General features: G+C 54.1%; 26 protein-coding genes and 5 pseudogenes. 23 read left to right on the plus strand and 8 right to left on the minus strand.

The window, feature by feature from the left end; translation table 11 throughout:
- Window positions 1–67: 67 nt before the first annotated feature.
- From J3P94_RS08010 to J3P94_RS08095, 18 genes and pseudogenes are all read left to right on the plus strand, one after another.
- Window positions 68–547, plus strand: a complete 480-nt coding sequence (locus J3P94_RS08010) for a pentapeptide repeat-containing protein (RefSeq protein ID WP_434572512.1) — start codon at window positions 68–70, stop codon at window positions 545–547.
- A 173-nt stretch (window positions 548–720) separates the two neighbouring features.
- Window positions 721–1,110: a contact-dependent growth inhibition system immunity protein gene (locus J3P94_RS08015; RefSeq protein ID WP_434572514.1), complete on the plus strand. Its 390-nt coding sequence runs from the start codon at window positions 721–723 to the stop codon at window positions 1,108–1,110.
- 124 nt (window positions 1,111–1,234) lie between these two features.
- Window positions 1,235–1,803: pseudogene (locus tag J3P94_RS08020) on the plus strand (IS3 family transposase); the annotation flags it as partial.
- A 71-nt stretch (window positions 1,804–1,874) separates the two neighbouring features.
- Window positions 1,875–2,294, plus strand: a pseudogene (locus tag J3P94_RS08025) (transposase); the annotation flags it as partial.
- Window positions 2,295–3,093: 799 nt separating this feature from the next.
- On the plus strand, window positions 3,094–3,486 hold the full coding sequence (locus J3P94_RS08030) for a hypothetical protein (protein WP_434572516.1): 393 nt from the start codon (window positions 3,094–3,096) through the stop codon (window positions 3,484–3,486).
- Window positions 3,487–3,753: 267 nt separating this feature from the next.
- Window positions 3,754–4,251: a hypothetical protein gene (locus tag J3P94_RS08035; protein ID WP_434572518.1), complete on the plus strand. Its 498-nt coding sequence runs from the start codon at window positions 3,754–3,756 to the stop codon at window positions 4,249–4,251.
- A gap of 2 nt (window positions 4,252–4,253) precedes the next feature.
- On the plus strand, window positions 4,254–4,526 hold the full coding sequence (locus J3P94_RS08040; protein ID WP_434572520.1) for a hypothetical protein: 273 nt from the start codon (window positions 4,254–4,256) through the stop codon (window positions 4,524–4,526).
- A gap of 165 nt (window positions 4,527–4,691) precedes the next feature.
- Window positions 4,692–5,021, plus strand: a pseudogene (locus J3P94_RS08045) (transposase); the annotation flags it as partial.
- A 396-nt stretch (window positions 5,022–5,417) separates the two neighbouring features.
- Window positions 5,418–5,786 (plus strand): immunity 8 family protein, encoded by a 369-nt coding sequence (locus J3P94_RS08050; RefSeq protein ID WP_434572522.1) that lies wholly within the window; start codon window positions 5,418–5,420, stop codon window positions 5,784–5,786.
- An 87-nt stretch (window positions 5,787–5,873) separates the two neighbouring features.
- A pseudogene (locus J3P94_RS08055) lies at window positions 5,874–6,576 on the plus strand (transposase).
- A 104-nt stretch (window positions 6,577–6,680) separates the two neighbouring features.
- Window positions 6,681–7,139, plus strand: coding sequence for a hypothetical protein (locus J3P94_RS08060; RefSeq protein WP_434572524.1), 459 nt, complete (start codon window positions 6,681–6,683; stop codon window positions 7,137–7,139).
- 449 nt (window positions 7,140–7,588) lie between these two features.
- Window positions 7,589–8,023: a hypothetical protein gene (locus J3P94_RS08065; protein WP_434572526.1), complete on the plus strand. Its 435-nt coding sequence runs from the start codon at window positions 7,589–7,591 to the stop codon at window positions 8,021–8,023.
- Window positions 8,024–8,164: 141 nt separating this feature from the next.
- Window positions 8,165–9,205 (plus strand): annotated as a pseudogene (locus J3P94_RS08070) (IS4 family transposase); the annotation flags it as partial.
- Between the two features lie 149 nt (window positions 9,206–9,354).
- Entirely contained in the window at window positions 9,355–9,996 is a 642-nt protein-coding gene (locus tag J3P94_RS08075; protein WP_434574132.1) for a DUF6862 domain-containing protein, read from the plus strand.
- 26 nt (window positions 9,997–10,022) lie between these two features.
- Window positions 10,023–10,724, plus strand: a complete 702-nt coding sequence (locus J3P94_RS08080; RefSeq protein WP_434572528.1) for a transposase — start codon at window positions 10,023–10,025, stop codon at window positions 10,722–10,724.
- Window positions 10,725–10,815: 91 nt separating this feature from the next.
- Window positions 10,816–11,484 (plus strand): hypothetical protein, encoded by a 669-nt coding sequence (locus J3P94_RS08085; protein ID WP_434572530.1) that lies wholly within the window; start codon window positions 10,816–10,818, stop codon window positions 11,482–11,484.
- 108 nt (window positions 11,485–11,592) lie between these two features.
- A complete protein-coding gene (locus tag J3P94_RS08090) occupies window positions 11,593–11,961 on the plus strand; it encodes an immunity 8 family protein (RefSeq protein ID WP_434572532.1) in 369 nt (122 codons plus the stop codon).
- Window positions 11,962–12,163: 202 nt separating this feature from the next.
- Window positions 12,164–12,559, plus strand: a complete 396-nt coding sequence (locus J3P94_RS08095; protein WP_434572534.1) for a hypothetical protein — start codon at window positions 12,164–12,166, stop codon at window positions 12,557–12,559.
- A 46-nt stretch (window positions 12,560–12,605) separates the two neighbouring features.
- Here the strand turns inward: J3P94_RS08095 and J3P94_RS08100 are convergent, their stop codons facing one another.
- The 3 genes from J3P94_RS08100 to J3P94_RS08110 all read right to left on the minus strand — a co-directional run bounded on the left by J3P94_RS08100 (window position 12,606) and on the right by J3P94_RS08110 (window position 14,010).
- Window positions 12,606–12,878, minus strand: a complete 273-nt coding sequence (locus J3P94_RS08100) for a hypothetical protein (RefSeq protein WP_434572536.1) — start codon at window positions 12,876–12,878, stop codon at window positions 12,606–12,608.
- Window positions 12,879–13,121: 243 nt separating this feature from the next.
- A complete protein-coding gene (locus J3P94_RS08105) occupies window positions 13,122–13,853 on the minus strand; it encodes a DUF899 domain-containing protein (RefSeq protein ID WP_434572538.1) in 732 nt (243 codons plus the stop codon).
- 19 nt (window positions 13,854–13,872) lie between these two features.
- Window positions 13,873–14,010 carry a hypothetical protein gene (locus J3P94_RS08110; protein ID WP_434572540.1) on the minus strand — a complete coding sequence of 46 codons (138 nt, stop codon included), beginning with the start codon at window positions 14,008–14,010 and terminating at the stop codon, window positions 13,873–13,875.
- Between the two features lie 25 nt (window positions 14,011–14,035).
- On the opposite strand from J3P94_RS08110, the gene J3P94_RS08115 reads away from it, so the two are divergent.
- Complete coding sequence (locus tag J3P94_RS08115) at window positions 14,036–14,428, plus strand: transcriptional regulator (RefSeq protein ID WP_305499510.1); 393 nt, start codon at window positions 14,036–14,038, stop codon at window positions 14,426–14,428.
- 126 nt (window positions 14,429–14,554) lie between these two features.
- Here J3P94_RS08115 and J3P94_RS08120 read toward each other — a convergent pair whose 3' ends face one another.
- The 3 genes from J3P94_RS08120 to J3P94_RS08130 all read right to left on the minus strand — a co-directional run bounded on the left by J3P94_RS08120 (window position 14,555) and on the right by J3P94_RS08130 (window position 16,598).
- Window positions 14,555–15,421, minus strand: coding sequence for a DUF6279 family lipoprotein (locus J3P94_RS08120; RefSeq protein WP_434572542.1), 867 nt, complete (start codon window positions 15,419–15,421; stop codon window positions 14,555–14,557).
- Between the two features lie 80 nt (window positions 15,422–15,501).
- Window positions 15,502–16,212 carry a TorF family putative porin gene (locus J3P94_RS08125; RefSeq protein WP_434572544.1) on the minus strand — a complete coding sequence of 237 codons (711 nt, stop codon included), beginning with the start codon at window positions 16,210–16,212 and terminating at the stop codon, window positions 15,502–15,504.
- A 197-nt stretch (window positions 16,213–16,409) separates the two neighbouring features.
- On the minus strand, window positions 16,410–16,598 hold the full coding sequence (locus tag J3P94_RS08130) for a hypothetical protein (protein ID WP_018607615.1): 189 nt from the start codon (window positions 16,596–16,598) through the stop codon (window positions 16,410–16,412).
- Between the two features lie 318 nt (window positions 16,599–16,916).
- On the opposite strand from J3P94_RS08130, the gene J3P94_RS08135 reads away from it, so the two are divergent.
- Both J3P94_RS08135 and J3P94_RS08140 read left to right on the plus strand, forming a co-directional pair.
- Complete coding sequence (locus J3P94_RS08135) at window positions 16,917–17,753, plus strand: CvfB family protein (protein WP_434572546.1); 837 nt, start codon at window positions 16,917–16,919, stop codon at window positions 17,751–17,753.
- A gap of 411 nt (window positions 17,754–18,164) precedes the next feature.
- Window positions 18,165–19,619, plus strand: a complete 1,455-nt coding sequence (locus tag J3P94_RS08140) for an NCS1 family nucleobase:cation symporter-1 (protein WP_434572548.1) — start codon at window positions 18,165–18,167, stop codon at window positions 19,617–19,619.
- Here the strand turns inward: J3P94_RS08140 and J3P94_RS08145 are convergent, their stop codons facing one another.
- Entirely contained in the window at window positions 19,620–20,792 is a 1,173-nt protein-coding gene (locus J3P94_RS08145; protein ID WP_434572550.1) for a YbfB/YjiJ family MFS transporter, read from the minus strand. It lies immediately after the preceding gene.
- A gap of 103 nt (window positions 20,793–20,895) precedes the next feature.
- Between J3P94_RS08145 and ptrR the strand changes: the two genes are divergently transcribed.
- Entirely contained in the window at window positions 20,896–21,789 is an 894-nt protein-coding gene (ptrR, locus tag J3P94_RS08150) for a putrescine utilization regulator PtrR (protein ID WP_434572552.1), read from the plus strand.
- A 139-nt stretch (window positions 21,790–21,928) separates the two neighbouring features.
- On the plus strand, window positions 21,929–22,057 hold the full coding sequence (locus tag J3P94_RS08155; RefSeq protein ID WP_256222727.1) for a PA1414 family protein: 129 nt from the start codon (window positions 21,929–21,931) through the stop codon (window positions 22,055–22,057).
- A gap of 203 nt (window positions 22,058–22,260) precedes the next feature.
- On the opposite strand, the gene J3P94_RS08160 is transcribed toward J3P94_RS08155, so the two are convergent.
- A complete protein-coding gene (locus tag J3P94_RS08160) occupies window positions 22,261–23,649 on the minus strand; it encodes a sodium:solute symporter (RefSeq protein ID WP_434572553.1) in 1,389 nt (462 codons plus the stop codon).
- Window position 23,650 lies beyond the last annotated feature (1 nt).

Genomic DNA, 23,650 nt, shown 5'->3' on the forward strand with positions numbered 1-23,650 from the left:
TCACATCTCTGATTTGCAGCAGGTGAAAATAAATCTGTCCCCTTTTTTCAGTACATTGGGGGAATAGATGATAGTTATTCATTTTGAAACCGGTGAGGAGTTAGAGTTGCCCTTGGAGTGTTTGGCAGGTTCGAACCTCAGAGGATTGGAGCTTCATCGTGCGGTTTTTGATAGTCTAGATCTCATAAAGACTGACTTTTCAGGCGCGAATTTGCGAAATGCGTCCTTTAATAATTCGTTATTAAATGGAGTGGTCATGCGTGGTGCTGCACTGATGAATGCCGCTTTAATTGGTGCGCAGATAAAAGCAGCAGATCTTTCGGGTGTTATGGCAGTTGGAGCCGATTTTTCCGAGGCTGACCTTTCAATGTCTAATCTGAAAGATTCGGATGTTGGTGGTGCTAGTTTTATCAAGGCGAATTTGTGTGGCGTTAATTTTGGCGTTAGGAGAATGGATGGTGCTATTTTTTTTGAAGCCATATTTAATGAAGAGACAGTTTGGCCTGAAGGCTTTGATCCTATAGGGGGAGGCGCAATAAAAGTATAGCGGAAACTTCCATGGGTGTAGATGTCAAGGGGAAAAAGGGGACGGATTTATTTCTCTGATTGTCGGCGGAGTGCTCCGCATCGTGATCCTGATTCGCAGTGGGTGAAATAAACCTGTCCCTTTTTACCAGCGAGCGGCCGATACTATCGATCAGCTTTAAATGGTGCCGGGATATGACGTTTCGTGAGTTGGAAAGACTTACTCAAATTGATTGGCTACCAGAAGACAGCCCTTCGTCTTTGACCGAATGGTATCTTTTGGTATGCGATACTCCACTAGATAACTTAAGTATAGGAGATGTATGTCGCGCAACTAGGCAAAATCTTTTTGTTAATGAGCTATTACCCTTTGCTGTGATATTACTACATGATGAAGTGTTGGCAGGAGAGAGATACGACGGCGAGCTGCTTGCAGCTCTTGCAAGTGTGAGTGCAGAGTGTTGGCAGGAAAATAAAAGTTTGGCGCAAAAGGCCGCTTGCGCTTTGGCCGAAGTGAAGAATTTAAGCCAAGATCCAGAACTGTTAAAGGATGCTTCGACTTTGATGAAAACGCTTGGCGTTTAAGTAGTTAGAAAAAAGGCAAAAGGGGGGCAAAAGGGGACGGGCAAAAGGGGACGGATTTATTTTCGAGGAATGTCCCGTCCTGAATAAGGTTTACACCTTCTGATCTGCTTTTCAGGAGGACGTAATGGAATCAGTAAAAAGGCGCAGTCAGCGAGACTACACGCTGACCTTCAAATTATCGGTCGTCGATCAGGTCGAAAAAGGCGAGCTGAGTTATAAAGAGGCTCAGGAGCGCTACGGGATTCAAGGCAAAACGACCGTTCTGACCTGGTTACGCAAGCACGGTCGGCAGGATTGGAGCCCGGGCACATACATTGGCTCGCCGAGGATGGGGTCTATGCCCGACAAAAACCGACCATTAACGCCAGAGCAACGCATCAAAGAGCTTGAAGAGCAGTTGGCGCTGTCCAATCAGAAAGCGCAGTTTTTTGAGGCAGTCGTGGATGTCTTGAAAAATGACTACGGTCTCTCTGTCGTAAAAAAGCGTCCCGGCAAGTCCTCGCCCAAAAACGAATCCAAAACCTGAGCATCAGCAGGGCTTGCCAGTTCATGGGGATAAGCCGCCAGGCTTACTACAAACGCAATCGCGCCGATGCGGCACGTCTCGCTCTGGATCAGAAAGTTGCCGATTTCGTTCAGCAAAAACGTCAGCGGCAGCCACGTTTGCAGAAAAGGGGACAGATTTATTTTCTCAGGAAAAAGGGGACAGATTTATTTTCTGAACCTTTGCTACGCTGAAAGCTTCCACGGAGGAGAGATCAAATATGCCCAGGATGGGACGTATCGTTTTGCCGGATTATCCACACCATATAGTGCAGCGGGGCCATAACCGTCAGGTGGTTTTTGCGGCTCCCGAGGATTATCAACGCTACCTGGCGGATCTGCGCGAGCTCAAGGATGCTTTTGGAGTTAGGGTCTACGCGTATTGTTTGATGACCAATCATGTCCATCTGCTGCTGGCCCCGGGTGAGTCTATCGCTGGGTTGGGGCAGATGATGAAGGCTTTAGCGGCACGTGCCACGCGTTACCGTAATCGGCTGGAAGGGCGCTCCGGTACCCTATGGGAAAGCCGTTATAAATCCAGCGTAGTGCAATCAGACGCTCATCTTCTTGCCTGTTGTCGTTACATAGAATTGAATCCTGTACGCGCTCAAATGGTGGCCGACGTAGCAGATTACAATTGGAGAAAAGGAGAAAAGGGGACAGGAGAAAAGGGGACAGATTTATTTTCTGAGCCTGTCCCGTCCTGAATAAGGTTTACACCTTCTGATCTAGAATGAGTAGAATAATTGTTCGTCCTGGCACCAATAAAATAATTACCGCCTATCTTGTTAATTAGAGAGATTTTATATGCTGTGTCCAAGGTGTGAGCAGGGAGATATTGTCGAGGCCAGAATTATAGCTAACGACACTTGCCTGTTCGTATGTCAGGAGTGCGAGGCCTCATGGTTTTTCTACGAAGACATTGGAGTTAAGGCCTTTGTCGATTATGGGACTTATATGGAAGGTCTAGGACTAAAGCCACTGTGGAGTGAGTTGAAAATCGTTCCTAGGTAGAAAAAGGAGAGAAAAAGGGGACAGCCGGATTGGAGTGTCTGGTTTGGGGCTGCTGCGCAACCCAGCGGGAGCAAGCTCCCTCGCCACGGGGATGGTGTCGGACTGTCAGGTGGCATGCGTCCTTCGAGAATGTAGGAAAAGCAGAAAAGGGGACAGATTTATTTTCTGAGCCTGTGATGATGCGGAGTGATCAGGCCCTGGTTGATTGTTTAGGGGCAAAGCTGATCGGAAAATAAATCTGTCCCCTTTTTGCAGTCCCCTTTTTGCATGAGAATGGGTACTGACGTTGGCAAAACGCCGGCAAACAACCAATGAACCCCGCGACGGGAAAACCTGGTAAAGGTCAGGGCGACACACGTGTTCCGCTCCCCTCCAACACTTTGCCGCCGGTTCGTCGTTGAAATTACCTGTTTAGTTAGGTGACGTATGTACGCATTGCCAGATGATTTTGATTTTTTGTTATTGTCAGGGTGTTACTTGGAGGTGGTTAGTTTTGGGGTGGCAATCACTAATCTAGATTTTGCACGTCCGCAGACGGTCCCCGGTATACCTCCCTATAAGGTCTCGTTCTGTATAGAAGGAAGGTTGACATATAAAGTGGACGGTGTCTTGGGGTGTCGAGAGTTTTCTGACTCGTATACGAGTGCGCCCTTATTAGATTTATTGCTCCAAGATGTCGTTTCGGTTAAAGCGGTTGAAGGCGCAACGCTGGAAATAGCATTCAACTCCGGTGACTTGATCGTTCTTGAAGCAGATGGCGAAAGTGCCTATGAGGCTTATTCGATTTGTCTGGATTCTGGTGAGGTTATAGTGATTTAGTTTTTAAAAAGACTGGCATTTTATTTTTGCTGCGTTGAGTATTGATGGTGGAAAAAGGAGGCTGGAAAAAGAAAAAAGAAAAAAAGGGGGCAGATTTTTTTTCTGAGCCTGTGATGATGCGGAGTGATCAGGCCCTGATTGATTGTGTAGGGGCGAAGCTGATCGGAAAATAAATCTGTCCTCTTTTTTTGATTATCTGTGTTAACAAAAAAGGGGACGGATTTATTTTCCTCGTGACTAGCGGAATGCTCAGCAGCTTGACCTGATTTGCAGTGGCTGAAAATAAATCTGTCCCCTTTTTTGTTGGTCCCCTTTTTTGTTTGGGATCTGGAAGCTGCGCTTGCATTTACGGGGGCGCCTGCGGTATTAAGGGCGTTGCTGGCTAGGCGGCTTGCTGCGGCTGGTGGTGCTGATATTGTGGTGGTGGGGGCAAAAGCAACTGGTCCGGTAGATAAGCTTCCACCTCTACGGCAAGCATATGTCGATGAAGTTAATAGTTTGTCAGAGATTAGTCTCAGTATGCGCGCGGCGGGTGCAACACCAGAGCAAGTCGCTCGCCAACTCCATCAGACACGCCGTGAGTTAGGTGTTCAATATAACGATCTAACACCACCTGATAAGCTTGTAGAGATTTATGAGCGAAACTTGCGAGTATACGGGGACAAACTTGGGCTATCCATTGATTGGCTGAGAGCTAAAGGCAAAAGCTGGGAGCAGATAACTGAGTCTGCAAGTCGTTCAGGCGGGAAGGATTTAGGTTTTTAAATATGAGTGATGAATTTACATCAATAGTACTGGGTGATGAATACGATGCGGTGTTGCGTAACGCCCTACACATTGTTTTAGTCAGGCTTGGTGCTGTAGGACTTGATAAGTCATGGGCGGTTGGAGGCTCTCAAGAAATTGAAGTCGCAGAGGTTGAGTTGATGGGTGGTAAAGTTAAAATTGAGTCAGAAACATTCGTAGGTCTTACTATATTCGGGCCTGAGTTTATTATTGATAAAATAGTCGATAAAGTGCGTCAGGAACTTTCTCTATAAGTAAGGTCTGAAGTAAGCCAATTTTAAATGACCTGAGTTGATCTGGCACCGGCCTTGCGCCGGTGTTTTGCACCCTGTCTGCACCCTTCCTATACCTATCCTGTAGTCCTCTTGCACTCAAGCTGAAGGGAAAAAGGGGACAGATTTATTTTCTGAGCCTTTGCGAATCCTGTATGCGCTCAAATGGTGGCCGACGTGGCAGATTACCAATGGTCGAGCTACGGAAGCCGGTTGGGTGATGGACCTGACAGCGGATGGCTGGATGTCGATCCCTGCTTCGTTGCTCTAGGCGCTACGACTGTGGAGCGGCGTCGTAGATATAAGGCTTTCGTGCATGAGGCCATACCTACAGAGCAGGTCCGATTGATCCGTGATGCATTGCAGCGAGGTCAGTTGACCGGGACAGGGCGCTTCGTTGATGAGGTAGAGCGAATTGTTGGTATTCGGGTAGAACAACGAGGTCAGGGGCGGCCAAGGGGGAAGAACGGAAAATAAATCTGTCCCCTTTTTGTGTTCTCATCGACTGCTGGGGGGAAGGGTACTACAGCTGGGGTTAAGCTTGGGGTTATAGGTGATGGTCCAAAAGGCGCAAGCGATTGGGCAAAATTGAGTGGCCAACTCACTGAGGCGACGAAAGGGAAAGGTAATTTCGGCATCGGTTCAGGGACCAGAGAGCAAGCAGATGTTATGGGAAAAGCTTGGGTTGGTAATGGGTATAAAGTAGCTAGTGACGGAAAAACTTTGGTTAGTCAAGATGGTTTGAGGCAGTATAGGCCACCTACTTACAAACCAAATCGGCAGGAAACCCAGGCTAATTTTGAGCAAAGGTTTCTAGGTCAGGAAACAAAGAAGTGGCAGTCAAATGCTCACTTAGATATTACGGATTAAACTATGAATGCAGAGTTAAAGCGGGTTCATAGCCCCGACATTTATAATCTTGAAAGTTACCATCCTGAATGCTCGGATAATTTTGGCTTCCTCCTGCAAGCGATGATTGGGCCGGCAGGTGAGGATGGTGAGGAGTCTTTTGAGATTGAGGTTTGCACTCCAAAATGGATTGAAAAGAACCTTGGAGAAGGGGGTGTTCTAATTGGAATGCATTACCTTATTGTTCGTGAGTACAATTATAAAAAAATTGTTCAGGCCATTGAAAAGTTCTTGTTGGGTTGTTCGGGAGCGAGCTGGAGCGAAGTTGCAAAAAAAGTATCAAGATTAGGTTTTTGGGAATTTGAGGCCTATGAAGATGGAGCTCCTGAGTAAGGAGAGAGAAAAAGCAGAGAAAAAGGGGACAGATTTATTTTCTGAACCTTTGCTACGCTGAAAGCTTCCACGGAGGAGAGATCAAATATGCCCAGGATGGGACGTATCGTTTTGCCGGATTATCCACACCATATAGTGCAGCGGGGCCATAACCGTCAGGTGGTTTTTGCGGCTCCCGAGGATTATCAACGCTACCTGGCGGATCTGCACGAGCTCAAGGATGCTTTTGGAGTTAGGGTCTACGCCTATTGTTTGATGACCAATCATGTCCATCTGCTGCTGGCCCCGGGTGAGTCGATCGCTGGGTTGGGGCAGATGATGAAGGCTTTAGCGGCACGTGCCACACGTTACCGCAATCGGCTGGAAGGGCGCTCCGGTACGCTATGGGAAAGCCGTTACAAATCCAGTGTCGTGCAGTCAGATGCTTATCTCCTTGCCTGTTGTCGTTACATAGAATTGAATCCTGTACGCGCTCAAATGGTGGCCGACGTAGCAGATTACCAATGGTCGAGCTACGGAAGCCGGTTGGGTGATGGGCCTGACAGCGGATGGCTGGATGTCGATCCCTGCTTCGTTGCTCTAGGCGCTACGACTGTGGATCGGCGTCGTAGATATAAGGCTTTCGTGCATGAGGCCATACCTAGTAGAGCAGGTCCGATTGATCCGTGATGCATTGCAGCGAGGTCAGTTGACCGGGACAGGGCGCTTCGTTGATGAAGTAGAGCGAATTGTTGGTATTCGGGTAGAACAACGAGGTCAGGGGCGGCCAAGGGGGAAGAACGGAAAATAAATCTGTCCCCTTTTTTCCTTTTTTCCCGTCCCCTTTTTTCCCGGTCCCCTTTTTTCCCTATGGGAAAAATGGTGCCCATATTGTTCCAGATGCGAGGAACTGAGATGCTATTCGCGAAAAAATTGCCGGATTGGCTCGTGGCGTGCTTCCGCGTTGCGCTACTTGGCGAGATATACCCTAATATTAGAGCCATCGCCGTCGGATATCATAATAGTGGTTCTGTGTTAATTCGATACTATCTTGATCGTCAGCCAACAGACTTTGATTTGGAGAGCCTAGAGGTTGTAGCTACAAATTTACATGCGCTGGGAGGGAAAGAGCAGGCGATCAAAAAAATTGATATCCAGTGCGTGCATGCGGAGGGTGCTAAGCGAGATTTAGATCCGATTAGTGGATTTTATACTCTAGGCGAGAGCACGAATAAAATGGTGCAAAGGGGACTGTCGGAGAAAAGGGGACCGGAGAAAAGAGGACGGATTTATTTAACACAGTTTTGCTTTTTTGGTGGTCCTTTTTTTTTGGCCACCTTCTGCGAAAATATCGGCTTTCGTGGAGTGCAATGATGAAGCAGCTAGAGTTTGAGAAGGTAGGTGATATAAATATTTTTTTTCCATATTTGTGTGTGTATTTTAAGGGTGGGAGTGAGCCGTTTATGGATATTGGAATATCTGAGAAGGGGGTTATTGAATTTAACTTTTATTCGAGTAAGAGAAATGTAGTTCTAAACATGTATCAGTGGAGTGAGCTATCTGAACGTGCTCAGCTTTTTCTAAAAGCTGAATTGCAGAATAAAGAATTCGAGTAATAAAAAAAAGGAAAAAGAGGGCAGATTTTATTTTTCTCGTGACTAGCGGAGCGCTCCACATCTCGATCTGCTTTGCAGTGTGATGAAGCGGAGTGATCAGGCCCTGGTTGATTGTGTAGGGGCAAAGCTGATCGGAAAATAAATCTGTCCCCTTTTTTCCTGTGCGATGTCATCTGGTGTTAATGCTATCGTGATAGGAAAATAGCTATGGATGTTGAACGTGTTTTTGAACGGCACTGCATTAAGGAATCTATATTGGAGCGTGAAACAGTGAATGTTTCTGGGTGGCTTGTCATAATTGATTTTGGCTTGTATGTGGTGGGAGAAAATTATTCAGAGCCGTTTGAGAGTGGGGATAAAATTCGCTTGTTGAATAGTGATATAGCTTATTCGGTACGCGACACTGTTCTCCCTTTGGGGGGTGGAAAAAGTTTTATTTTTCATCGAGTAAAAATAGTCGGTTTTTTTGATAGAGGTTCCGGTTGTTTTGAAGTGGAATCGATGATGTTGGAAGATATTCCTGGAAGATATGTTTCTATAAATCTCAGTGCGGAGTTTATAGCCCTGGCTAAAGCGAAATTCCCAGGTCTGATGGATAGGTCCGGAATTGATTCGGAGGACTGGATCGATTACTACCTTTAAAGTTGAGAAACGGGGACGGATATGAATGGCACTTACTTAACGGCTAACTAGCTGATACGGCTGCAAAAAATGAAAAAAGGCTGGCCTTGGTCTACGGTGATAGTTGCGAACACACACCGATCAAGCAAGGACACAGCCCGAGTGAATCGTAGACGCCAAATCGTCCGACATAAACAGCACCGTATGCGCCAGCACGCCACGAACAGCAATGCTCATGCTTTCTTCAAGTTGCTCACCGATCCAGAGCTATTGCGGGGTGTCGAGTCGTCAATACCCAAACTTCGCCAGCGGCTATTCCCCCCGACCGAAACATTGTCCCTGTTTTTGTCCCAGGCGATGAGCGCCGATCGCTCCTGTCAGAATGCCGTGAATGATTTTTCTGTCAGGCGCTCTTGCGAGGGGTTGAAGCCCAACAGCATTCATACCGGTGCTTACTGCAAAACCAGAGCGCGGTTGCCGGTGGAGATGGTTTCAACCTTGTTGCGCTCCACGGGGTCATCGATGAGCAACCGGGCTCTGTAATCGTGGCGTTGGAGGGGGCGACCTGTGCGCCTCGTGGATGGCACTACAGTTACCCTGCCGGATACGCCGGCCAACCAAGAGGCCTATCCGCAATCTCGTGGCAGAAAGCCGGACTGGGCTTTCCCATCTGCCGGGTGGTGGGAATTGTTTGCCTCGCCAGCGGTGCTGTTTTGGATGCCTCGTTGGGACGTTTCCGCGGTAAAGGAGGTGATGAGCAGACGCTGCTCAGAACCATGCTCGATACCTTGCAACGAGGTGACATTGTGCTGGGCGATGCCTACTACGCAACCTACTTTTTGTTGTGTGAATTGCAACATCGAGGCGTGGACGGGGTGTTCGAACAATATGGCGCTCGACGGCGTAGCACGGACTTTCAGCTGGGAAAGCCCTTGGGGTCGGAAGATCATTTGGTTGAGTTGAAAAAGCCCAAGGCAAAGCCGTCCTGGATGTCAGGCCTATTACGACGAGGCACCTGAAACGCTGACAGTACGTGAGTTGAAGGCCGGTGGAAAAATCCTGGTCACCACTTTCAATTGTCCACAGCAGGTGCCAAAAGCTGCCCTCAAATCACTGTTCAAGGACCGATGGCATGTGGAGTTGGATCTGCGCAACCTCAAGACTACGCTGGGGCTTGAAGCTCTGAGCTGCAGGAGAAAAGGGGACAGATTTATTTTCTGAGCCTGTGGTGATGCGGAGTGATCAGGCCCTGGTTGATTGTGTAGGGGCAAAGCTGATCGGAAAATAAATCTGTCCCCTTTTTCTTCTAGGGCGATAACTTTGTCAATAACCTCCTCGGTGCCGTCATTGATATTGCCGGGGCTGTTGCCGCTAATTCGGTCGGCGACCACATGGTCGAAGGCAGTCCCTCCAAAATCGCTGCCCACGCCTTGGTTGGTGGCTTGAAATCGATGGCCATGGGCGGTGACTTCAAGACAGGGGCCTTGGCGGGAGGCGCCAACGAAGCGCTTATCGGGTATCTGGCGAAGCTGGCGCTACCCGAGGGATATGATCCGAACAAGCCAGGAGCCGAGCAGGCTGAAGCCAACCTACTGGCCATGTCGCAGTTGCTTGGTGTGCTCACTGCGGTGGTTTCAGGCAGCGACCCGCGCATCGCAGCAGACATCGCCGCCAACGCGACGCAGAACAATTTCCTTAATCACACTGAAAATGCTGAGCGTTTGGAGGCCGTTAAGCGTTGTAACAATGGCGATATGCAGGCCTGTGCTCGCAGGGACGAGCTTAATCTACTGGACGTGAATCGTGATAAAGCCGTTTGGGCGGCGTGTGATGGAGCTGCCAGGAGCCCAGCCTGCACCGCCGCGCGAACGGAAGCCCAGATCGCTCGATTTGACCTCTTGAGGCACTTGGACACTCCGGAGGCGCGAGCGCAGTTGGAGCAGGATTTGGGAGAAAAGGGGACAGATTTATTTTCTGAACCTTTGCTACGCTGAAAGCTTCCACGGAGGAGAGGTCAAATATGCCCAGGATGGGACGTATTGTTTTGCCGAATTATCCACACCATATCGTGCAGCGCGGCCATAACCGTCAGGTGGTTTTTGCGGCTCCCGAGGATTATCAACGCTACCTGGCGGATCTGCGCGAGCTCAAGGATGCTTTTGGAGTTAGGGTCTACGCCTATTGTTTGATGACCAATCATGTCCATCTGCTGCTGGCCCCGGGTGAGTCGATCGCTGGGTTGGGGCAGATGATGAAGGCTTTAGCGGCACGTGCCACGCGTTACCGTAACCGGTTGGAAGGGCGCTCCGGTACCCTATGGGAAAGCCGTTATAAATCCAGCGTAGTGCAATCAGACGCTTATCTTCTTGCCTGTTGTCGTTACATAGAATTGAATCCTGTACGCGCTCAAATGGTGGCCGACGTAGCAGATTACCAATGGTCGAGCTACGGAAGCCGGTTGGGTGAGGGACCTGACAGCGGATGGCTGGATGTCGATCCCTGCTTCGTTGCTCTAGGCGCTACGACTGTGGAGCGGCGTCGTAGATATAAGGCTTTCGTGCATGAGGCCATACCTACAGAGCAGGTCCGATTGATCCGTGATGCATTGCAGCGAGGTCAGTTGACCGGGACAGGGCGCTTCGTTGATGAGGTAGAGCGAATTGTTGGTATTCGGGTAGAACAACGAGGTCAGGGGCGGCCAAGGGGGAAGAACGGAAAATAAATCTGTCCCCTTTTTGTCCTTTTTGTCGTCCCCTTTTTGTCCCTTGATGAGTTTAATTTGGGAGTGATTTCCCTTCAACGTAGGTGGAAAATTGACCCTGATTTACTGCCGTCTCTACCAAAAGCTGGGGGAAAAAATTGTGACGTCTTTATTGTCCGACTGGTGTGCCTTCTGTGAAGGCAGAGCAGTCTTCGATAAATCCCACTTTTTGGGATTGTTTAAAGCTCACGACAGTTCCGAAGAGATTCGTCGTATATTCCGCTATTTTCCATTTTCAGAAGAATTAGCTGATAGAGTTGAACGCGTTCTTGCCTCTGGAGATATGGAGAGGTCTCTATATCTTCTGCCAAGGTTTAAAGTTGGAAAAGATGAACTAATACATCTGGGTCGGGAGTGGTTGAAGGAGCAAGAGAGGGTTTGTGGGGTGCTCGGTGATACCGAAATTCTGAAAATTTGTAAAACTGCCCGAGTGCTTTTTGTTAATAGCCACGATATGGACAGCCGGCTTCAACAAGATATTCCTCATTACTGGTTGTTTGATGAGATAGGGGATGCGATCAGGGGGAGCAAAGTTTCTGATGCCGAGCACATTTATGCGCTGTTCGAGGCGTTTTATGGGTTGGCTGCGGATTATTATCTTGCTTGGTACGTTGGGCGGCCATTATTCAGGTTTGATATCAATTTGGATTATTACTTTAGGTTTTGGCGTGCCGGAGGGAGGTGTGCTCTCACCGAGAATGGTTTGTTAGTGGCTAACTAATACAAACCACATCGGCAGGAAATCCAGGCTAATTTCGAGCAAAAGTTTCCAGGCCAGGAAACAAAGAAGTGGCGGTCAAATGCTCGCTTAGATATTACGGATTGAACTATGAATGCAGAGTTAAAGCGGGTTCATAGCCCAGATATTTATAATCTTGAAAGTTACCATCCTGAATGCTCGGATAATTTTGGCTTCCTCCTGCAAGCGATGATTGGGCCGGCAGGTGAGGATGGTGAGGAGTCTTTTGAGATTGAGGTTTGTACTCCGAAATGGATTGAGAAGAACCTTGGAGAAGGGGGTGTTCTTATTGGAATGCATTACCTTATTGTTCGTGAGTACAACTATCAAAAAATTGTTCAGGTCATTGAAAAGTTCTTGCTGGGTTGTTCGGGGGCGAGCTGGAGCGAGGTTTCAAAAAAAGTATCAAGATTAGGTTTTTGGGAATTTGAGGTCTATGAGTATGGTGCCCGTGAGTAAGAAATGTTACTCCAATTATGTGGTGTTTCCTAAGTTTGGTAAGTATTTGGAGTTCATTAGAATTGAGCGTTAGGGAAAAGGTGGCGGATTTATTTTCTATGATGACCAGCGGAGTGCTCCGCATCTCGATCCTGATTTGCAGTGGGTGAAAATAAATCTAGCCACTTTCTTACTTTGTCACCATTCCGCCGAGGACAAACTGATGGCTAGCGTTGCTTGGCTTGAGAGCCTTAAGGAGTCGTTTGCTGCAACTGGTCTGGATTATGACGACCTTTACGAGTTGATAAAGGCTTCTATGGCGATGGAGAAGATTAATTTTCCAACGTTTGTCTATGACGCTTCGCGGGGCGTTGGCTTCTCTGTGAGTGAAGGTTTTTTTTACTCTCTTGATCAGGACTGGGACGATCCAGAAGATTTCAGTGAGGTCAGTTTCTTTTTGGGCGAAGTGGAGACTTCAAGTATCCCGGTGGCTGACTACGTTTCTCTGATGAGAGTTGCAACTGATGTTTACTCTGCTTTCTTTCCTGATGATGCGGACGGTGTTTTAAGGTCTGCTGAGAGATTAGAAAAGCGTTACTTAAAGAGCTCCGCTAGCTAGTTGGCGACGTTGCGTTAGCCGGGCGACTACAGTCGCCCGTCCTTCATTACTCTGCTACCTGCGCCCGCAACCGTCTTCCGATCACATCCATCACGTCACATCCATCGCGCAGAGAAATCGTCAACAGCTTGCAAAAGTCGGATAGCACGACGGTATCGGAGCTGATTTCTGAGCGGAACGCGATATTTTCCAGGACTTGGGTTACGCAGCGGATGCGATAGTCGGCAGTTTCAAAGAGAACGTCGAGTGGAGCTTCGGTGTCGATGAGCAGGGTGGCGGGTGTGCAGTCGACGCCGGTGATGGGCATGTATCTGGTCATAGCAAGAGCCTCGGAGGTTAATGAGTCTCTCTGTTGATTCGGGTCGCCAAACCCGGTCGCTATTTTGGGCGACGAGGGACTATAGGCCGACCTTCTCCATCGCCACAAGACACCATTTTCCGAGTTTCATGTAGGGCGTTTCGCTTGGCATCTTTCGGCTTAAAGCAGGCGACTGCTGCGCAGTCGAGCGGGAGCAAGCTCCCTCGCCACGGGGGCGGTGCTCGACTTCGGGTGGCTGGCGCTTCAGCCATGGCAGCAGCTGTGGGGCTTGGCTTCCTGGTATTTATCGTGGTGGCGCACCCAGTCCATGATTTCGGCTTCGTTGCGGCCCTTTGGCGTGAGGTCGAGGTAGTTGTAGGTGCCGACGAGGATGTCGAGGCCGCGAGCGTAGGTGGAGTAGGTGTGGAAGATATCGCCGGCTTCGTTGCGATAGAAGACGCTCAGGCCTGGGAGTTCGCTTTCGGCGCTGTCGGTTTTTTCGTAGTTGTAGGTGGCTGTTCCGGCGGCGCTGTCTTGTGCGTTGAAGCTGACGCCGAAATCGTAGTTGAAGTCGCAGCCTGCCGATGAGACCCAGTCGAAGGCCCAGCCCATGCGCCGTTTGAATGGCTGGAACTCGGCGAACGGGGCGTGGGAGACGGCGACGACGGCGACGTCGTGGTGGGCCAGGTGTTGGTTGGCGCCGTCGATGTGGTCGGACAGGAACGAGCAGCCCTGGCAGCCCTCGGTCCAGCCGGGGCCGAACATGAAGTGGTAGATGATCAGTTGGCTGCGGCCGCCGAACAGGTCGGCCAGGCTCAGTTCGCCGTGGGGGCCTTGGAAGCAGTAGCGTTTGTCGACTTTTACCCAGGGCAGCGCGCGGCGTTCGGCGCTGAGTTTGTCCCGTTCGCGGGTGAACGCTTTCTCGTGGGCGAGGTGTTCGCGGCGGGCGGCGAGCCAGGCTTCCCGCGATACGACCTGATGGTGCTCGATGTTCATAGGGCTTCTCCTCAGAGACTCATTGATCGGCGATTGCAACGGCTAGTCGTTTGGCGGCCGGCGGATTCGACAAACCGTTGGTCGGCGTGGGAAAGACGCCGCCGGTAAACCCGGCTGAACGGCGCCGCACCGCCTCGGTCACAAACTGAGTAGGCATCTCACTCTCTAGAGGATGGACCAGGATGACGACTTATAACTGGGACTTGATCGAACGGTTGCTGCACGAAGTGCAAAACGGCGCCGGCCACAGTTTTACCCCTCGGCCCTATGCGGAGCAGTACGCGGCGGAAAAGGCGGCTCTGGGCGAGGACATCGAGAACCTCGATCATCTGAAAGCGGTTGCAGGCGAGTATGAAAAACTGCTGCTGGAGCGTGGTTATATCGAGCCGCGGCCGGAGGAAGAGGGCGGCAACGGCGAGAATTTTGTGCTGACGCCCCGTGGCTCGCGGTTGTTGAGCCTGATCGACAGCAGCATCCCGGGCAATGATCATCCGCGCCAAGTGCTGGATGAGCAGGAAGATGCGCTGGATGAGTTTACTTTTGATGATCTGGCTTCGAAGGCGCAGATTGCCTGATGGATTCACCCATTCTCCTGTGGGAGCGAGCCTGCTCGCGAAAGCCGTCTGACAGGCAACTTTCGTTTGACCGTCAGGCCGCCTTCGCGAGCAGGCTCGCTCCCACAGGGGGATTTGTGGTGGGGCTTATGGGCGTGCTGCTTTCAGGCACTTCAAATCGCTGAAATCCTTCTTCACCCCGTCAATCTTTTTCAACAGCTGTTCACGCTGCGTCGGGGTGCTCTGTGCCATCAGGTCCACCAACAGACTGCGGGCCTGGGCTTCGGTTTTGTTGTAGGCCTCGCGGTAGGCGGGCGTCCACAGACTTTCCCGGTTCACCAGTAGTTGCTCGATGCGTTTCGGAAAGTCCGGGCTGTGGCGCTGGGCGACGGCTTCGCTGAACTGGTTCTGCCAGTGGGCGCGGTTGGCGATCCATTGCTGATTCTGGTCGCCAAGCGCGGTGGACCAGGCTTGTACGCGTTGGCGCTGGGCGTCATTGAGCGGGCCGATCCAGTCGTTCAGGCGTTTTTCCATGCGCTCGGCGCGTTCCTTGATCTGTTGTTGCAAGGTCGGCTTGAGGTAGTCCCGCTGGCGTTTGCGTTGATCCTTGATGAAGGCGGCGTCCATGTCGGCCACCTGGTCATCGCTCAGGCCTTGTAACAGTTCGGTGGCCGATGGGGTGATTTCCCGGGCGGTTTCGGCGATCGCGGCCTTGGCTTCGCGGGTGCGTTGCTGCAGGGCTTCGTCGGTTACCTGGTCGGTCTGCACCATGGTTTTGAGGCGATCGAGCCAATCCAGGTAGCCGGGCAATTGCGTAGTGCAATGCCAGCTCAGGTGTTCCTTGAGGCGGTCGTTGAACCAGTCTTTCTGCTCGCCGTTGATCTCCAGGTAATCGTTGAGGGTCCAGGGGATGATCAGGTCGAGGTTGCGGTAGGCCAGGCCGACGCGGCTGCAAGCGGTGAGTGTCAGCAGCAGGGCGATGAACATGGCGGTGCGTGTTAACCAGCGCGACATGAGCGAGTCCTTGCGAAGGCGGAGGTGCTTTGTTTGAGCATGGCAGGCGCGCGGCAGTTCAGCCGATTAATAAGTAACGCTTAGTAAAAAGGATGGGCCATCTTGAGGGTCAGCAAGCTGTCACATTCGCTGTTGTGGCCGGAGTAGGCGGAGCAACTGCTGCCGCTGAGGCTTGAGTCGCTGTAGATCAGGTCCAGGTCGATGCCTTTCCATGGGCGGGAGATTTTCAACGACCAGTCACTGAAGCTGCTGACGTAGCCGTTATCCACGGAAACAGGCGAGTTGAGCTGGTGGGTGGTGTATTTGGCGCTGATGCCAATGCCGAACGGCACGTTGCCGCCCAGGTCGGCGAACAGGGTGCTGTTCTGTTTGTCCGGATCGTTGCTCAAGGCGGCGCCGAAGCGGCTGCCGAGCAGGGTCAGGCCGCCGTAGAATTCCTGGCTGTCGAGAGTATCGACGGTAGGGTAGCTGTAGTGGATCAAGCCGACTTCGTAGCCCAGGGTCTGGTCGAAGGGTTGTTTGAAACCCATGTAGGAATCGATCTCAAGGTCGGCGGATACGCCGGCGCTGGGTGACCACTGGCCGACGTACCAACCGCTGTCATGACTCAGGTCCAGGCCACCGTGGAACGAGCCGGTGCTCGACGGCGTGACCAGGCCTTGGGCCATGCTGCGGCTGGGTGTGGTGCCGAGTTTGAGATCGAAGTCGCCGAGCTCGCGCTGGAACACCTGCCCATAAGATGCGGGGCAAGCGAGCAGGCTGAACGTCAGCAAGACAACAGGAATGCGCATGCTTCACTCCATGAATAGCGAGGAGCAGGGAATCGTAACCAAGCTGAAACGCTTGAGCTAGAGAGGTGCAAGCATACCGGCGAATACCCGGCAGCGATGGCCGTTCGTCGATTTATGCGTGAAGGGGGTCAAGCGGGGGAGATTCCAGTCCAAGCGCTTCGAGATTCAAAGCGCTTTGGGACCAGGTGAAACGGGGATTACTTCTTGCCCAGGCTGATCTGCTTGGACGGACCGAAGGTCTGGCCGCTGACACCTTTGGCAATCTGCTGGATTTCACCGCCGGACTTGAGGAACGCAGCGATCTGGTCGTTGATCGACTCGCTGGTTTCAACGGCTGGAGCTGGCTTTGCTTTGCTGTTGGATGCTTTTACGCGCATGACGGCCATTAACCTATGGATAATTAATTGGGCCAGACATCGTACAGGAAATACTTGACAATTGCTTGGTAAATATCCCTCCGGAATATAGCGCAGCGAGGCCGGAAATATTACCGATTTATGTACGTTTATCGCCCTAAGCCACTGTTTTAAATAACAACCTTTGACGTGGTTCGGGCTCGAAATGTGGCGATTCGCCCTAGCCGCCGTCTGACGAATGGCCGCTCCCTCGCTGAAAACCCAGGAAAATCAACGGCTGCATCGGCGACCACGAATCACGCGGCAAAACCGGGTAGAATGCCGCCCACGTAATGAGGGTATCTGGAAATGGCTTTAGTCGGGCGCTACAACAGTTTGCAAGTGGTTAAACATACCAACTTCGGTTTATATCTGGATGGCGGCGCGGACGGCGAAATCCTGCTGCCCAACCGATATATCCCCAAGGATATTCCGAGTGAAGATGAAGACTGGCTCAATGTTTTCATTTATCTGGACAGCGACGACAAACTGATCGCTACCACGGAAAAACCGAAGGTCCAGGTGGGCGAGTTCGCCAGCCTGAAAGTGGTTGAGGTCAACAGCATCGGCGTGTTCCTGGATTGGGGCCTGCCCAAGGATCTGCTGTTGCCGTACTCCGAAGAAAAACGCCAGATGACCGCCGGCGAATACTGCGTGGTGCACGTCTACCTCGACAAACACACCCGCCGCATCACTGCCACGGCGCGCCTGGACCGTTACCTGGACAAGACTCCGGCCAACTATACGCCTGGGCAGGAAGTCGATCTGCTGGTTGCCGAAGCCACTGACATGGGCTTCAAGGCAATCATCAACAACAAGCATTGGGGCTTGATCCACAAGAACGAAATCTTCAAGTTCATGCGCGCCGGCATGCAGGAGAAGGGGTTCATCAAGGAAATCCGCCCGGACGGCAAGATCAGCCTGAGCTTGCAGCCAGTGGGCCAGGAAGCGGCGACCAGCCTCAATGCGAAGATCCTCGCCAAGTTGCGCGACAACAACGGCACGCTGCCGGTCAGCGACAAGAGCGACCCGGCGCTGATCAGCAGCCTGTTTGGCGTGAGCAAGGGCAACTTCAAGAAGGCCATTGGTGCGCTGTACAAGAATGGACAGATTGTCATTCATGCGGATCGTATTGAGTTGGCCTGATCGCACTACTGGGCTTGTGGCCTGTGGGCTTTTGGGCTCTTGATCTCGTGGCGAGGGAGCTTGCTCCCGCTGGCCCGCACAGCGGGCCCCGGCGTCCTTCCTGACCTACCGTGGCGATGAGGACATTGTTTGGGGCCGCTCCGCACCCCAGCGGGAGCAAGCTCCCTCGCCACGGTGATTTGCCCTGTATACAAAAATCTGCACTCTAAGCATGCACCCGCGCCCCGTTCGTGGGCGCATGCCGGTGCTCGCTCGGCCTTCCCTTGCTCTGCAAACCGCGGTTTGTCGCGGATCTTGCACCTGTGGCACGCATTCTGCGTAGCAACCCGTATACAAACCATGCCGGCTCCCGTGCGCAGTGTGGTGGACAATCAATTCGGGGGCACGGCGGTACTCAAAAGGAGCCCCGCAATGTCCGAGCAATTGCCCAACGGCTACAGCCCCCGTCTCTATAACGAAGACCTGGGGCCGCTGCCGCAGAAATGGAATTGGTACAACATCTTTGCGTTCTGGATGAGCGACGTGCACAGCGTCGGCGGCTATGTGTTTGCCGCCAGCCTGTTCGCTCTGGGCCTGGCGAGTTGGCAGGTACTCATTGCGCTGCTCGGCGGGATTTGCATTGTGCAGTTGATCGCCAACCTGGTCGCCAAGCCGAGCCAACAGGCGGCGGTGCCTTATCCGGTGATATGCCGCCTCGCGTTCGGCGTGTTCGGAGCGAATATCCCCGCGGTGATCCGCGGCCTGATCGCGGTGGCCTGGTATGGCATCCAGACCTATCTGGCGTCCAGCGCACTGATCATCGTGGTGCTGCGGTTTTTTCCTTCGATGGAAGCCTACGCAACACCGCATTTTGCCGGTTTGTCCTACTTGGGCTGGTTCGGTTTCCTCGGGTTGTGGTTTGTCCAGGCGCTGGTGTTCTGGACGGGCATGGAGTCGATCCGTCGGTTTATCGACTGGGCTGGGCCGGTGGTGTATGCGGTGATGTTCCTGTTGGCCGGCTGGATCGTCTGGAAGGCCGGCTGGAGCAACATCAGCTTTACCCTGGCCGAGAAATCCTTGTCTGGCTGGCAGGCGTTCGGCCAAGTGATCGTGGCAACAGCCCTGGTGGTCTCGTATTTTTCCGGCCCGACCCTGAATTTCGGTGATTTCAGCCGGTACTGCCGGAGCATGTCTGACGTGCGTCGCGGCAATTTCTGGGGGCTCCCGGTAAATTTCCTGGCCTTCTCGCTGGTCACCGTGGTGATTGTGTCCGGGACGTTGCCAGTGTTCGGCGAAATGCTCCACGACCCGATCGCCACCGTGGCGCGCATCGACAACGACGTAGCGGTATTGCTGGGGGCTTTTGCCTTTGTGACCGCGACCATCGGCATTAATATTGTCGCCAACTTCGTGTCCCCGGCCTTCGACTTCGCCAACGTGGCACCGAGCAAGATCAGTTGGCGCGCCGGCGGCATGATCGCGGCGGTGGCCTCGATTTTCATCACGCCGTGGAACCTGTTCAACAATCCTGAAGTAATCCACTACACCCTGGACGTTTTGGCGGCGTTCATCGGCCCGTTGTTCGGCATCTTGCTGGTGGATTATTACCTGATCAAAAAGCAGCAGATCGACGTCGATGCGCTGTTCAATGATGGGCCGAGCGGGCGTTATTACTACAGCGGCGGCATCAACTGGACCGCGGTCAAGGCGTTGATTCCGGCGACGCTGATGGGCGTGGCGATCACCTTCACGCCGCTGCTGCAACCGATGGCCAACTTTGCCTGGTTCACCGGGTGTTTCCTCGGCGGGGTGCTGTATTTCGCCTTGGCGCGGCGTGAGCCAGCCCTACAACTGAATACCTCGCTCAACCCGGCTGGCCAGGCCTGATCAGCGCAGGGCGGTCTGCGCGCAGGGGCTCGTCGCGCCACGTCTGGCGGGCCGCAGCAACAGTCCGCCGGCCAACAGCAGTCCGCTGCCGGCGACGATCAGTGCCGGTTGCAGGCCGCCACTGAAATGGCTGCTCAGCGCCGCCAGCAGGGGGCCGCTGAGCTGGCCGATGGCAAAACACGCGGTCAGCAGGCCGATGTTGCGCTGGGTCGCGTGGGGGGCCAGTTCCCGGGCACGCATCACCATCAGTTGCATGCAGGCGAGGAACGGCGCGCCACAGAGAAACACGCCCAGGGCCAGGCCCGTGCCGCTGCCCAGCAGGCAGGCAAACACGCCAGCGGCTTGCAGCCACAACGTCGCCATCAGCCAGCGACTGGTGGTGTTCGGGTTTGGCCGGCGCAGGCTCACCAGCAGCACACCGGTGGCGGCGGCCAGGCCGAAGCAGGGCCAGAACAGGTCGGCCTGCCATTGCCCGTGAAATTGCGCCGAAGCCATCTGCGACAGAAACGTCGCTGGAATGATGTAGCCCACGCCATACAAGGCGTAGACCACGCAGAGCCGGGCGATGCCGCTGCTGCCGGAAGTGACGACTGGCGCTGCGAGGGTGGCCGCCGGCGCGGGTTTCGGCAGGGCCGGCAGGATGACCAGCAGCATCAGCAGCGCCGCGCCGGCGTACACCAGCCACAAGGTGGCGGATGTCTGGCCCAACAGGTTCGAGCCAAGGGCCAGCAAGCCCGTAAGAAAAATCCCCATGCCCGGCCCGGCAAATACCAACGCACCCAGCCGAGGCCGTCCCGCTGCCGCCGCCAGGGGTTGGCTCAACGCGGTGATCATCACCATCACCCAGGCGCTCGCCACGCCGGTGCCAAAGCGCAGCGCCAGGTGCGGCCAGAAGCCCCAGGCCCAGAACGACGCGAGCGTCAGCAGCACGCATAACCACAGGCCGCCCAACAGCCGTCGCTGCACCTGTTCGGCGCGACGGGCGAACATGGCGTCCAGCGCGCCGAGGAAGTAACCCAGATAGTTGGCGGCGGCAATCAGACCGGCGGCGGTCAAGTCGACCTGACCTTCGCCGATCAAATGAGGTAACTGCGGTGTAAGGGCGAAGCGGCCGATGCCCATGGCCATCATCAAGGCAATGAAGCTGGCGAGCAGGCGAATCAAGGGCGACATGGTCGATCTCCGGCGTCGAGGTGATTGACCGTCAGGCTAGAACCGATTGACTTTCATTAAAAATGAATAATAGTGAGCAACTTGTTCTTTTTTGGAGAATGTCGTGGAGTTCAGCCAGTTACGGATTTTCCAGGCCGTGGCCGAGGAAGGTTCCATCACCCGGGCGGCCGAGCGCTTGCACCGGGTGCCATCGAACCTCTCGACCCGGCTCAAGCAGCTCGAAGAGCAGCTGGGCGTGGATCTTTTCCTGCGCGAGCGTCAGCGTTTGCAATTGTCGCCTGCGGGAAAAGTCCTGTTGGACTACGCGACCAAGCTGTTCGCCCTGCATGACGAAGCCCATGCGGCGGTGCAGGGGGGCCAGCCGGCCGGGGATTTTGTGTTGGGCACGATGTACAGCACGGCGGCGACCCATCTGCCGGACTTGCTGGCGGCTTACCACCGGGCCTACCCGGCGGTGAACCTGCAAGTGCAATCGGGGCCGAGTGGAGAATTGCTTGAAGGTCTGCTCACCAATCGCCTCGATGCGGCGCTGGTGGACGGTCCGCTGGAGTTGGCCGGGCTGGATGGCGTGCCGTTGTGCGACGAGCGGCTGGTGCTCATCACCGAGGCCGACCATCCACCGGTGCGCAGCGCGCTGGACGTGCAAGGCCGTGCGGTATTCACCTTCCGGCGTGGCTGTTCGTACCGGATGCGCTTGGAAGCCTGGTTCGCCCATGATCATGCGACCATGGGCCGGGCGATGGAAATCGAGTCGTACCAGGGGATGCTGGCCTGCGTGATAGCCGGCTCCGGAGTGGCGCTGATGTCCGAGTCGATGCTCGCCAGCCTGCCGGGTCGGGAACGGGTAAGTGTGCATGCGTTGGCCGAGCCGTTTGCCAGTGCGACGACGTGGTTGATGTGGCGCAAAGGCATGGTCGGCGCCAACCTGAACGCCTGGATCGAGTTGCAGCAACAAGCGTGGCCGCGGGCGCCAATGATCACGGCGCAATCGGCTTGAACTCCCAGCGTGGGATTTGGATCAATTCAGTAACAGATCATTGCAATCTGTAACGAGCATTGCGTAGGACTTCGGACTATTATCAGTGCGAAGGGGCCACAGAAATCTGCCGCTCGCACCACCCTGAGGGGGCACCACGATGAAAGAGAAAATCCAGAACTGGCTTCACGACTTGGGTGTCGCGCTCGGCCTGATCGAACCGCCCATGCAGCCGATCCCGATCCGCACCGACGACGAGCAACGCCGCCGCCAGCCGCGCCGCCGGTAAACCCACTTTTTTGGAGAGATCGCAGTCTCGGGCCGTTTCAATTGAAACGGCCCGAGACTGCGATCTTTTATTTGCGGCCTAGGCCCCTGTGGGAGCGAGCTTGCTCGCGATAGCGGTGGATCAGCATGAATCCATGTTGAGCGTACCGCCGTCATCGCGAGCAAGCTCGCTCCCACAGTGATTTCATCGCCAGGAATTACCGATCAAACCGCCTTGGCCACCACCTCCGACCGTGGCGACAGCAGGCTCACCACCACGAAGCTCACCAACGCCACGCTCAGGCTGTAGTAGATCGGCGTGTTCGCATCCAGGCCATCCTTGAACATGAAGAACAGCGCGGTGACGAAGCCCAGCGACATGCTGGTGATCGCGCCGGCGGTGGTTGCGCGTTTCCAGTAGATCGCCCCGATCAGCGGGATCAGCATGCCGCCGACCAGCAGGTTGTAGGCCAATGTCAGGGCGCTGATCACGTCGCTGACGACCAAGGCGATAGCCAATACCATCGCGCCCAGCAGCAGGGTCGCGATACGGTTTTCGTGAACGTCGCCGTCGCCGCTTTCACGGCCCTGGCGCAAGCGGGGCAGCAAGTCCTGGACCACCGTGGTGGATGCTGCGAGCAGGCCTGCTGCGGCGGTGGACATCAATGCCGCCAACGCGGCTGCGATCACCAGGCCGCGAATGCCGTTCGGCAGGCTGGTCTGTACCACGCTGGCGAAGGCGTTGTTGACGTTTTCCAGGTCCGGCAGCAAGACCTTGGCGGCCATGCCGATCAGCGCACCGGCAAGGCCGTAGAGCACGCAATACAGGCCGGCCGCGGTGCCAGCGACTTTCGCCACGCCTTCGCTGCGGGCGGTGAACACCCGTTGCCAGATGTCCTGGCCGATAAAGATGCCGAAGAAGTAGATCAGGAAGTAGGTGAGGATGGTGTCCCAGCCGATGGCGGTGAAATCGAAATAACGCGCCGGCAAAGCCGCCACCATTGCATCCCAACCGCCGGCATCGACGATCGACATGGGCATCAGCAAGAACACCAGGCCGATGGTCATGATCAGGAATTGGACGATGTCGGTCAGGGTCAGCGACCACATGCCGCCGATGGTGGAATAAAGAACCACCACGCCGCCGCCCACCAGGATCGAAACCCAGAAGGGCAGGCCGAACAGCACCTGCATGACCGTGCCGATGGCGATGGTCGAGGTGGCGCCGATCATCAGCGCATAGACCAGCATGATCACCGCGCTGGCGTGGCGCGCGGCCGGGTTGTAGCGGCGCTCCAGCACTTGGGTCACGGTGTAGATCCTCAGCTTGAGCAGCGGCTTGGCGAGGAACAGGCTCAGCCCGACGATGCCCAGGCCGATGGCGCCGCACAACCAGAAGCCGGAAATGCCGTGGACATAGCCCAGACGCACGGTGCCGATGGTCGACGCGCCACCCAGCACGGTGGCGGCCATGGTGCCCAGATAAAAACCCGGACCGAGGTTGCGCCCGGCGACGAGGTAGTCGTCGCGGGTCTTGGCGCGGCGCATGCCGTACCAGCCCAGGGCGATCATGCCGGTGGCGTAGATGAGAACGACGATTAAATCCAAGGCCATG

The sequence above is a fragment of the Pseudomonas sp. Z3-8 genome (assembly GCF_051131975.1).
Classification (GTDB): Bacteria; Pseudomonadota; Gammaproteobacteria; order Pseudomonadales; family Pseudomonadaceae; genus Aquipseudomonas.